The 10,953-nt window shown below is 50.9% G+C and carries 9 protein-coding genes; all 9 read left to right on the top strand.

Going from position 1 to position 10,953, the window contains the following annotated elements:
• Positions 1–80 precede the first annotated feature (80 nt).
• Positions 81–491, top strand: a complete 411-nt coding sequence (locus AC0QH1_RS05970) for a hypothetical protein (RefSeq protein ID WP_324630017.1) — start codon at positions 81–83, stop codon at positions 489–491.
• Between the two features lie 19 nt (positions 492–510).
• On the top strand, positions 511–1,836 hold the full coding sequence (locus AC0QH1_RS05975) for a vWA domain-containing protein (protein WP_324630018.1): 1,326 nt from the start codon (positions 511–513) through the stop codon (positions 1,834–1,836).
• Positions 1,837–1,918: 82 nt separating this feature from the next.
• Positions 1,919–2,482, top strand: a complete 564-nt coding sequence (locus AC0QH1_RS05980; protein ID WP_324630020.1) for an FHA domain-containing protein — start codon at positions 1,919–1,921, stop codon at positions 2,480–2,482.
• Between the two features lie 189 nt (positions 2,483–2,671).
• The gene (locus AC0QH1_RS05985; RefSeq protein WP_324630021.1) at positions 2,672–4,618 is read left to right on the top strand and encodes a protein phosphatase 2C domain-containing protein; all 1,947 of its coding nucleotides are present in this window, start codon (positions 2,672–2,674) and stop codon (positions 4,616–4,618) included.
• Positions 4,619–4,654: 36 nt separating this feature from the next.
• Positions 4,655–5,983, top strand: a complete 1,329-nt coding sequence (locus AC0QH1_RS05990) for a protein kinase domain-containing protein (RefSeq protein WP_324630022.1) — start codon at positions 4,655–4,657, stop codon at positions 5,981–5,983.
• A 185-nt stretch (positions 5,984–6,168) separates the two neighbouring features.
• Positions 6,169–8,286, top strand: coding sequence for a protein kinase domain-containing protein (locus AC0QH1_RS05995; RefSeq protein WP_324630023.1), 2,118 nt, complete (start codon positions 6,169–6,171; stop codon positions 8,284–8,286).
• 304 nt (positions 8,287–8,590) lie between these two features.
• Complete coding sequence (locus tag AC0QH1_RS06000; RefSeq protein ID WP_324630024.1) at positions 8,591–9,031, top strand: hypothetical protein; 441 nt, start codon at positions 8,591–8,593, stop codon at positions 9,029–9,031.
• Between the two features lie 277 nt (positions 9,032–9,308).
• Entirely contained in the window at positions 9,309–9,659 is a 351-nt protein-coding gene (locus AC0QH1_RS06005; RefSeq protein ID WP_442957285.1) for a histidine triad nucleotide-binding protein, read from the top strand.
• 545 nt (positions 9,660–10,204) lie between these two features.
• Positions 10,205–10,953, top strand: a 749-nt coding sequence (locus AC0QH1_RS06010; protein WP_324630027.1) for a photosynthetic reaction center family protein, incomplete at its 3' end; no start/stop codon positions are given.

Below are 10,953 nucleotides of genomic sequence, written 5' to 3' on the forward strand. Positions count from 1 at the left end.
TCCTGGATTTATGCCGTTCTTTCTACCTCACCAATCTGAAAAAACCCTATAAATGCGATAAAGTCCCAGAAAATGCAGCCATGCAACTGAGTTTTATGGTTCAATACACCTTAAAGCTGCAAACCGATCCGCAATCCAATGGCAATGATGATGTGTCTCATCATCTGGATTTAAACACCGAAGAAGAAAACCAACCCGAACGCTTGTTTAATCGGGCAGAATTTCGCGAAGAACTGCGATTGATTCTGCAACAGAAAACGGCTTGTTCGATTAACGATGTCCACCTTGAAAAAATTGTGAAAACTTGGGTAGAAGATATCCAAGAAGGCTATCGGTCCACCCGGTTGACCCTGGATTTACCCCCGATTGAATTCGAGAAAATTAATCGACTGCAGGATCCGGGAGAGCGATCGATTCCGGATTTGTTCCCCCCAGACTTTTCGCAAATTTCTCCCCAAGGTGGAGCGTTTCCGCCATTAAACTTTGATTAGAATCACCGAGGGAAACACTATGCTTGATGTATCCATCACTCCCCATCTCGAATTCCTCGCGGCGGACAAAGCGGGGCAAAAATTATTTGTGATGCTGAAACTGCGTCCCCACGCCGAGGTTTCCGCCAGTCGTCCCTCGACCACCTTCACCTTTGTTATCGATACCAGTGGGTCGATGTACAGTGAGACCACGGTGGGAAAACCGAAAATCGACGTAGTTATCGAAGCGCTCGATCGCCTGGTGAATTCCAGCCAAGCTGACCCGCGCGATCGCATCGCCATCGTGCAGTTTGACGATAGCGCATCGGTTTTGCTGCCCCTAACTGTGGCCACAAATACTGCGGCGCTGCAAAGTGCGATCGGACAACTGCGATCGTTCAGCGGCGGTACTCGGATGGCGTTGGGAATGCAACAAGCGCTCAACCTGCTACAAAACTGCGATCTCACCAGTCGGCGCACCCTCCTGTTCACCGACGGACAAACCTTTGACGAAAGCGACTGTCGAGACTTAGCGGTACAATTTGCCCAAGCGGGAATTCCGATCGCCGCCTTAGGCGTGGGCGACTACAACGAAGACTTGTTAGACCACTTGAGCGATCGCACGGGAGGAAAAATCTTTAACGTCGTCGAAACAGCCAGCAACAATGGCACCACCGATATTGCCATTTCCGAACTTCCCACCAAAATTTTCGAGGAAGTCCAACAAGTACAATCCGAAGTCATCAACAACCTCAAACTCAGCATTCGCACCGTCAAAGGCGTAACCTTGGAACGACTCAGCCGCGTTTATCCCGATCGCGCCGATATCCCTCTGGATGCAGAACCTTATCTGATGGGTAGCGCCCTCGCCAATGACGATACCATTTTTATCCTAGAATTCAATATTGATAGCCGCGCCGGCGCGCGGGTTCGCATCGCCCAACTGGGTTTAACTTACGATGTTCCCGGTATTCAGCGACGGGGGGAACTGCTCCCACAAAATCTCATCGTCCAATTTGTGCCCGGACAAGGAGGAATGGCCCAACCCAATCCCGAAGTCATGGGCTACGTACAACAGCGCAACATCTCTCAACTGGTCGATCGCGCCGCCGCCGTGGCCGATCGCAATCCCGAACAAGCCGCACAACTTCTCGAAACCGCCAAACGAGTCACCGTCAAAATCGGCAACGATGCCATGTTACAATCCCTCAACCTTAGCATTGAAGAAGTCCGCAAAACCCGAAAACTCTCCTCCGGAACCCGTAAAACCGTGAAAATGGGTGCCAAAGGTAAAACCGTGAAAATGACCGACACCGCTAATGACGGTCTCTCAGAAGAACAAATCCGCAAAATGACCGAAACCTAACATTCAGTTAGCCCACTGCTGAATTGTGGCGATCGCAATTCAGCCACCCCTGACATCCCAATCTTGATTCGGAGATCCAACCATGTCTATCACTTGTTCCCGCTGTGGCTACGATACCAATCCCGCCGATGCAGAATTCTGCGAAGCCTGCGGTGCGGAATTGAACGCAGCAGCGCCTCCCGCCCCGGAACCGCCCACCACCGTTTCCGAGCCGCAAGTCGTGCCCATCGCCCCTCCAGAACCATCCGATCCGCCCCTGGAAACCGCCGAAGCTCCAGCCACCCCCACCGTCGCCAGCGTCACCACCCCACCCCCGGCGCGTCTGGTGGCCAAACAGCCCAACGCCCCGCAAGTCGAATTTGCTTTAAACAATGTATCCCTCGTGGGGATATTCGACTCGGACAGCGGACCTGTGGATATCGATTTGGAAAGCTTTGTCGGCGGGGACACAGTATCCCGTCACCACGCCGAAATTTACCCTGACGGTGGCGGTTGGATGGTCAAAGACCTGGGTTCTACCAACGGTATCTTTATCAAACCCAAAGGCGGAAGTCGCTTTGGTGCCAGAATTACCACGCCAACCCCTTTAAATCCCGGTGACGAAGTGGCCTTTGCTAAGGTTCAATTCACCTTTCAAACTTCTTAAGGCAAAATCACCGGATGAACTGCAGGGTAAATCTCACCGCAGTTCCTCCGGAAAACCGTCCCAGTCTTTCCGGTAGAGGGAATGCCTCAATTGCCCCTCCAGTTTGGAGGCGGGGCGGCTACCGTCAAGCCCTCTCAGAAGGATTGAGAACCACTATAACTTCACTAGCTGATACTATCAAGCAACATCGTGATTTCAGAAAACACTTCATTACAAATCGGACAGTTTTCGGTAACTGTTCTGGAAAATCTCGGTCAACGCAACGGTCACATTCGCTATTTCAAGGTGCGTTTCCACCCGGAAGAGAGCGGAAGTGGTGAAATGGGCCTCTTGCGAGTCGGGCCGGCCAGCGGTTTGCTGCAACAAGAGTTACAACTGCGGGACGGTTTGGGAGAGTATGCATTGGTCGCTCCTTTACTCGCACAAACCCGGGTTGCCCACCTGTCAGAACTTTGTGAACCTCCTCCGGCTGCGGTAGAGACGGGGGTGCAGAATGCCCCCGAGGAGTGGGTTTCCCTCCCCAGTCAACGGGAAAGGGAATTGACCCTACCGGTGCTATCTCTCCGGGAAGAGCGAGAACCGTTAGCGCCTTCCACCGTAGAGGGAGAAACCGCCACAGAGGAGGCGGAAATCACCGGGGAAGCGGAAATCACCGGGGAAGAGGAGCCAGATGTTGCCGAAACTTGTGAGAGCGTTCCAGCCGATTCCGGTGAGGAGACGATGACGGGGAGGGAGCCAGATTCCGCCGAGTCTGGAGAACTCGCCAACCAGAGCGACTATCTGGAAGAAGAGTTTTATCCGGAAGAACCGCTTCCCGGGGATGACGGCGATCGCTTAGTGTTGCTCACTGCTTTTCCCGATTCCCAACGCACTTTGCGTCAGTGGTTGGCAGATTCTCCCACCCCAGTGAATGCTTTAACCACCACCGCCCAAATTTGTCAGTTGTTGTGGTATTTGTATCAAAATCGCTGGTGTACGATCGACCTAGACCCGGATTTTCTCGAAATCGGTAAACCGATTCGCTGTTTCGATTTGACCTGCGCTTATCCCGAGGGAACAACATTGACTTCCGGATTAATGGGAACCTACTGCGCTCCAGAATTGGCCGCCACTCCCCTCCCGAGTGAGAAAGCGAGTACCTATACCGTAGGTGCCTTGTTGTATCACGCGCTTTATGGGCGATCGCTGGCGGGCGAGCGATCGCTGGACTTGAAAGACTGTTCGATTCCCCGTTTTTCCCAACTGCTCTCCCTCTCCCTGTCTCCGATTCCTGACGATCGCTTTTCTTTAGCACAACTGCGAAGTTTGTTGATCGAAACTCGCAATAGCCTGAGCGGCGATCGCGTGAGCTGGGAAATCGCCAGTGAATCCACCGTGGGCCTTTCTCCCCGACGATTGCACAATGAAGACAGTTACGGAATCGCCCAGATTGAATCGGGTCAGTCAGATATGATAGTTTTAGCGGCCCTGGCGGATGGAATGGGAGGAATGGCGCGCGGAGAACTCGCCAGTCAGTTGGCGGTGAAGACGGTTCTGGATGGATTGCACCAGGAAGAGGAACGCAATCCGGAGATGGGAAGCGAATGGCTGGTTTCTCTGGTTGAACGTGCCAATGCTAAGGTGTCGGAGGCGGTAAACAATGGGGGAACGACCTTAAGTTTAGTGTTGGCGAAGTCTCGCAGGTTGGCGATCGCTCATGTGGGCGATAGTCGCATTTATTTGCTCAGCAACGGCGACCTTCGCCAATTGAGTGAAGATCATTCGTTAGTGGCGCTGCTGGTTGCTAGCGGTCAAATTTCCGTGGAGGAAAGTCAGCAACATCCCGATCGCAATGTGCTAATTAAATCCTTGGGGTCGAAAAAACAGCTTCCTCACGGTTACGTGCAAGCCATTGGGGATATCCAATTGCACGATGGAGATGTGCTATTGTTATGTTCCGATGGCGTGTGGGATTCGATCGGCGATCGCGAACTGATGGAACTATTCTCACCATCCACGGAATTGCAATCCGCTGTGAATACTGCGATCGCCCGAGTTTTGCAACGCGGCGCACCGGATAACGCTACTCTATTGGCATTGCGCTGTCGCGTCACTCCTGTGGAAGTTAATTTCCAAAGCAATTCCAATTACCCTTGAGTTCCTTTCTTACCGCCGTCGTTCTGACTTTCAGCCATGACGAATACCTGTCCTTCCTGCTTCCACGAAAATAGCCCGGGCGATCGGTACTGCATCGTCTGCAGAACCTCCTTAACCCCTTCCGTGGGCTTTCATCTTCCGGTGGGAGCATTCCTCAAACAGGAAACCTATCAAATTACCAATTTTATCGGACGAGGAGCATTTGGCATTACCTATGCGGCTATTTATCGTCCCAACAATGCCCGAGTGGCAATTAAAGAATTATGGGCAGAAAATGGATACAGACAAGGCAATTCCCTGGTTTGGCCTGCTTACATTTCCCCGCTTTCTCAACAAGCACAAATCCAAAAGTTTAAACTGGAAGCGGCTTATTTGCAGCGATGCAATTGCCCTTACATTGCTAAGGTTTACGACTGTTTTGAAGCCAATGATACTATTTATATGGTTATGCAGCTCATTGAGGGCATTCCGTTGTCCCAAGTGGTGAAAGCGGAGAAAGCGATCGAAGAAGCGCGCGTTATCCACTATTCCCTCCAGATTGCCCATGCTTTAACCGTGGTTCATCAGAATAATTTACTGCATCGAGATATTAAGCCGGAAAATATTATGCTCGATCGCCGCAATTGTGCTATCTTAATCGACTTTGGCACCGCCCGGGAGTTTATCGCGGGGAAAACCGGGGATATGACCCGGATTCTCACGCCAGAATACGCCCCGATCGAACAGTATCTTTCTCGCACTAAGCGTCTCCCGGCTACGGATATTTATGCATTATGTGCTTCCATGTACGAACTGTTGACGGGAACTATACCGACCCCCTCATTAGAGCGGGCTAATTCTCTCTCTCAAGGATTGCCCGATCCCCTGGTTCCCCCGCGACAACTCAACTCGAACATCAGCACTCACCTGGAAGGGGTGATTTTGAAAGGCATGAGTTTTCCGGTTGAACAACGCATTCAAACTGCTCGGGATTTAATTGAGGCGATCGGGCAAAATCCGCGATCGCCTAACTCCACCACCCCACCCACTCCCCCACGTCTGTGTGCCACACAACTCAACCCCCCTCAAGCCGAATTTCCCTTAAACGGCGTCGCGATCGTCGGCATATCCCACCCCCATAACTCCCCCGTGAATATCGATCTCAAACACTTTTTCGGTGGGGAAACTGTGTCGCTTCAGCACGCTAAAATTTACCCCGACAGTGGGGGTTGGATGGTCAAAGACCTCGGGTCCACAAACGGAACCTTTATCAAACCAAACGGACACCATCGCTTTCATACCAGAATTACCACCCCCACCCCTTTAAATCCCGGTGACGAAATCGCGTTTGGTAAAGTTAAGCTATCTTTTAAAATTTCTCAGTAATACCGAGGGAACCCTCGGATTATCCCGAAGGCGAGCCATATTATTTGCACCCTGACCTCACGCCGGGTTCCCTCCTCTCCCCCAGTCAGGACAGCAACATGATTTGCACTGTGGCTAAACAGCGATTCTCCCTATCTTATCCGATCTCCATTTAAAAATCCTCTATCCATTCACCAAGACGATCGATGATGACGAATATCTGTCCCTCTTGTTTACATGACAACGCCCCAAGCGATCGCTTTTGTATCGTCTGCGGCACCTCTCTCAGTCCCCAGACCCCTTTACCCTCTCCTGCATCCGGACTTCAGCTTCCCCTGGGAACCCTACTCAAACAGGGCAATTATAAACTGGAAAAAGCGATCGGTCAAGGAGGATTCGGAATTACCTACAAGGCTACTTACTGTCCTAACGCGGCGATCGTAGCAATTAAAGAGTTGTGGCCGGAAGGGGGATACCGACAAGGTAAATCCGTACTCTGGCCGACGTCAATTTCTCCCGCCGACCGCAGGGAAGAAATTAATAAGTTTAAGCAGGAAGCGGCTTATTTACAGCGCTGTCAATCCCCTCATGTGGTCAAGGTTTATGAGTGTTTTGAGGAAAATTCCACCGTCTATATCGCAATGGAATTTATCGAGGGCAGGCCACTGTCTGAGTTTATCGAACCACAAAACCGCCTTGACGAGCATCAAGTTATTCCTTATTTGATTCAAGTGGCTCAGGGGTTAAGCATTGTTCATCAAAACCAATTACTCCATCGGGATATTAAGCCGGAGAATATTATGATAGGACCTGGCGATCGCGCGGTTTTAATTGACTTCGGAACCGCACGAGAATTTATCGCCGGCAAAACCGGCAACATGACCCGCACGCTCAGCCCAGGATACGCCCCCTTCGAGCAATATTCCTTGCGCGCTAAGCGCTTGGCCGCTTCTGATATTTATTCTCTGTGCGCTTCTCTGTACGAATTGCTCACCGGACAGTTACCCAGTGAGGCGATCGAGCGCGCTAACATCCTTCATCAAGGTCAGCCGGATCCCCTGATTCCCCCCCGAAAACTCAACCCTAACATCAGCCCGCACATCGAACGAGTGATTTTAAGGGGAATGAGCTTTCCCATCACAGAGCGCATCCAAACCGCCGAGGATTTTATCGATGCCCTAAATGGCAAACTGGTTTCTCCTCGCCATCAAAAAGCGAAAGATTTCCTCAAGCAAGGGAATTTAACTGATGCAGTTCTCACTTACGAAACCTGTTTGCAGCAAGAACCCGATAATGGAGAAGCTGCGGTGGAATTGGCTCTGGTGTTAGTCTATCTGGATGGCGATCGCGCTGAAGCTGCGGCGCGAAAGGCAATGCAACTCCAACCGGGGGACGGGCGCAGCTACGGCGTATGTGGGTTGCTCAGTTGTCGCCGCTTACAGTGGTCTAATGCCGTGCAACAGTTACAGCAAGGTCTCAGCCTCAGTCCACAAGACGCCTGGATGCACGCTAACCTCGCTTGGGCACTGGGGAAGCAGGGCAATTGGAAATCTGCAGATACATCCATCCAAGAAGCTTTAAGGTTAGACCCGGATTCTACATTTGGTTTGGGAGTCCAAGCGTGGGTCGCTTTCCACCGCCGTCAGTGGAAGTTCGTGGTCAGGGCCGCGACTCAAGCAATTTTTAAATCTCAGCAGGAACCGCCCCAAAAGGCGATCGCGTTACAATCCTGGGTTTACCCCTTTGCGATCGCAGCATTGGATAAAGTAACGACAAAAAAAGCCAGCGATGTGGCGCGACGAGTGCGATCGTTTGTCGCCCAAGTCCCGCATAGTCCGGTTGCTTTGGGATTGCAAGGGTGGTACGAGTACCGTAATGGCAACCTAGTCGCCTCTGGTCAGAGTTTCGATTTAGCCAGTCAATGCGATAATCTTCCCGATTGGGTGGCGCGCGATCGCGGGCTGATCTGCGAACATCTCGATGACTTTGCCACTGCTGCCAAATGGTATGAAGAAAGATACCAACAAACCCCTGCAAATCCTTGGATTTGTTATCGTTTGGGAACCGTTTTGGGCAAGCTCGGTCAGTGGCATCCAGGGAAAACTTATTTAGAACAAGCGGTCAAACTCGATCCCCAGTTCGCACCCGCTTATCGTAACCTCGGTTGGGTATTGTTGAACTTACAAACCGCTAATGGTAAGGTAAACTTAATCCGCCAGTTGTTAGCCGCCTATCGTCAAGCCTTGCACTTATACAAAGCCCAAAATCCCGAAGAGGCTCAGCACATTCAAGCACTGTTTCAGGCGATCGACATGTCGTTATAGTGCTTTTCACACCGTAATCTATCCCTAATTCTCTCTCCCTCTTCTGCCCATTTCTCTGCTTCCCTGCATCTATGTTCTCCTCGAGGCTTCGCCTTCCCCCCCCCCCCTTATATCAAAGCAAATACTTTGCGCCCTTGCTATGTCGAATCCATTTTTTTCTGCGGTTAGCACTCGCCTTTCAGTTAATGGTGACTCACGCCTCGATAAAGATAGCCCAATCCAAGTGCGCCGCTAAATGTCCTCTCATTTCCACGTTAGACTGCTAAAACTGTCAGAATTTTAACCTACATGGAAGATCGAGTTGATGAAACTGATTAAAATTTTGTTCCTGATTCTGGTCTGGTCGATTGGGGTGGTTGTCACCTATCCTCAGATGGCTTTCGCAGAAATAACCACGATTACTGTAGAAATTAACGAACTCAAAGCCAATGAAAAAGAATGGGATATCTGGAAAGGCGCGCCAGATCTTGCCATCTGTCTCACGAATCCACTGGTGGGCACTTTATGTCTGCCTGACGGCGATCGGGTTGAATTGATTTCAACGGCCCAATGTGCGGATTCTTTTCGCTGCAAGTTTAGTGCTGACATTCCTGATGGAACGTTCAAAATTTCAATCGTTGATGTAGATGCTGTATTGAACGATATCATCGGCATAGGTCATTGCCGTAAAGGTGAAACCTGTGAAGTCGGAGAAGCTAAAGTGAAGATTAAAGAGTCGGGGAATCAGGGGTGGTGGTTTAAGTAAGCCGAACGGAGTAGTCCCCGTCGGGGGACAATGTGACGTTACGGTGGTATTTCCATCGCCGACGGCGATCGCCCTCCAATTAGCACAATCGCGGCTAAAATGCAACCCTTTGCAATATTTCTTTACAAACTGGCGCAGGGGTGAGTTGGGGGCACTGTTCCTCTAAGATGACAACTAGCAGATGGTCGAGGTCCATCTGGCCTGCGGGAGAGGGGGCTAATTTTCATCCGTGCCCATTGCCGCCTCCCTCGCCCATACCTAGCACTCAGAGGGAATGATGACTGAACCCACAGAAACCATTTTTAGTAAAATCATCCGCCGGGAAGTGCCCGCCGATATCGTTTATGAAGATGACCTGTGTCTGGCGTTTAATGACATTGGTCCCCAGGCACCGGTGCATATTTTGGTGATTCCCAAAGAAGCGATCGCCAAATTATCTGATGCCGAGTCCCACAACCACGCCTTGATGGGTCACTTGCTGCTGACCGCCAAGCGCGTCGCCGAACAAGCGGGACTCACCAACGGCTACCGCGTGGTCATCAACAACGGCTCCGATGGCGGTCAAACCGTGAACCATCTCCATTTACACATCCTCGGCGGACGTCAGATGAAGTGGCCTCCCGGTTGAATCCCTCGGCTATTTTCCCGATTCATCGGATAATCTCCCCCGGGTTGGTGGAAACCTGGGGGTTTTTTCGGCGTTTTTCCCCAACTTCCACCAATTTTCTGCTCTCCCGAAACCGCCGAGGTAGGTCCCTCATCCTGAGAAATTTTCAGACTCGGCATTTTTACTCACTAAATAACTAAATTGTCATGTACCGATTTTTAGCAAAGTTTGAATTCCGGCACAGAAAAAAAGGGATCCGTGAAAGTGTTCTTCACGAACATTATTCTCGCTTTTCCGGTGGCAAATTTGGCGCTAAAAATACTGCATGGCAAGGGTTTTACGGCAAAATTTTCCCGTTCGACTTAGCAGCTAAATCCGAACGGTTTTGGCGGCTTTCATTCGCTTAAATCGCCAAATAGTTATTAAACGATTTATAGATTTAAAAAAAATCCAAAAATTTTTTCTGAAAACCCTTTACAAAAATCTATAAAGGATGTAAAGTAGGAATCACGGTAGGAAAACAACTACCGACTACCTTGACAACGTAATAGCAATCATAAGAACTTATGACGACCACCTTACAGCAGCGCGAAAGCGCTAATCTGTGGGATCGGTTCTGCGAGTGGGTCGCTAGCACCGAAAACCGCCTTTACATCGGCTGGTTCGGCGTGCTGATGATCCCGACTCTGCTGACCGCGACCGTCTGCTACATCATCGCCTTCGTAGCGGCTCCTCCCGTTGATATCGACGGTATCCGGGAACCCGTTGCTGGCTCTTTGCTGTATGGCAACAACATCATCTCTGGTGCTGTTGTTCCTTCCTCTAATGCGATCGGTCTGCACTTGTATCCCATCTGGGAAGCAGCTTCCCTCGACGAATGGCTCTACAACGGCGGCCCCTATCAGTTAGTGATTTTCCACTTCCTGATCGGTGTGTTCTGCTACATGGGCCGCGAGTGGGAACTGTCCTACCGCTTGGGTATGCGTCCCTGGATATGCGTGGCTTACAGCGCTCCGGTTGCTGCGGCTACCGCCGTGTTCCTGATCTACCCGATCGGCCAAGGTTCTTTCTCTGATGGTATGCCCTTGGGCATCTCCGGGACCTTCAACTTCATGTTGGTGTTCCAAGCCGAGCACAACATCCTGATGCACCCCTTCCATATGCTGGGTGTTGCTGGTGTGTTCGGTGGTGCTCTGTTCAGCGCCATGCACGGTTCTCTCGTTACCAGCTCTCTGGTGCGCGAAACCACCGAAACCGAATCTCAAAACTACGGTTACAAATTCGGACAAGAGGAAGAAACCTACAACATCGTTGC

The organism is Phormidium sp. CCY1219 (assembly GCF_055795085.1).

What these genes read in the sequence shown, in the direction of transcription:
- AC0QH1_RS05970 (WP_324630017.1), top strand. Translation starts at nt 81, where the DNA reads ATGCAACTGAGTTTTATGGTTCAATACACCTTAAAGCTGCAAACCGAT.
- AC0QH1_RS05975 (WP_324630018.1), top strand. Translation starts at nt 511, where the DNA reads ATGCTTGATGTATCCATCACTCCCCATCTCGAATTCCTCGCGGCGGAC.
- AC0QH1_RS05980 (WP_324630020.1), top strand. Translation starts at nt 1,919, where the DNA reads ATGTCTATCACTTGTTCCCGCTGTGGCTACGATACCAATCCCGCCGAT.
- AC0QH1_RS05990 (WP_324630022.1), top strand. Translation starts at nt 4,655, where the DNA reads ATGACGAATACCTGTCCTTCCTGCTTCCACGAAAATAGCCCGGGCGAT.
- AC0QH1_RS05995 (WP_324630023.1), top strand. Translation starts at nt 6,169, where the DNA reads ATGATGACGAATATCTGTCCCTCTTGTTTACATGACAACGCCCCAAGC.
- AC0QH1_RS06000 (WP_324630024.1), top strand. Translation starts at nt 8,591, where the DNA reads ATGAAACTGATTAAAATTTTGTTCCTGATTCTGGTCTGGTCGATTGGG.
- AC0QH1_RS06005 (WP_442957285.1), top strand. Translation starts at nt 9,309, where the DNA reads ATGACTGAACCCACAGAAACCATTTTTAGTAAAATCATCCGCCGGGAA.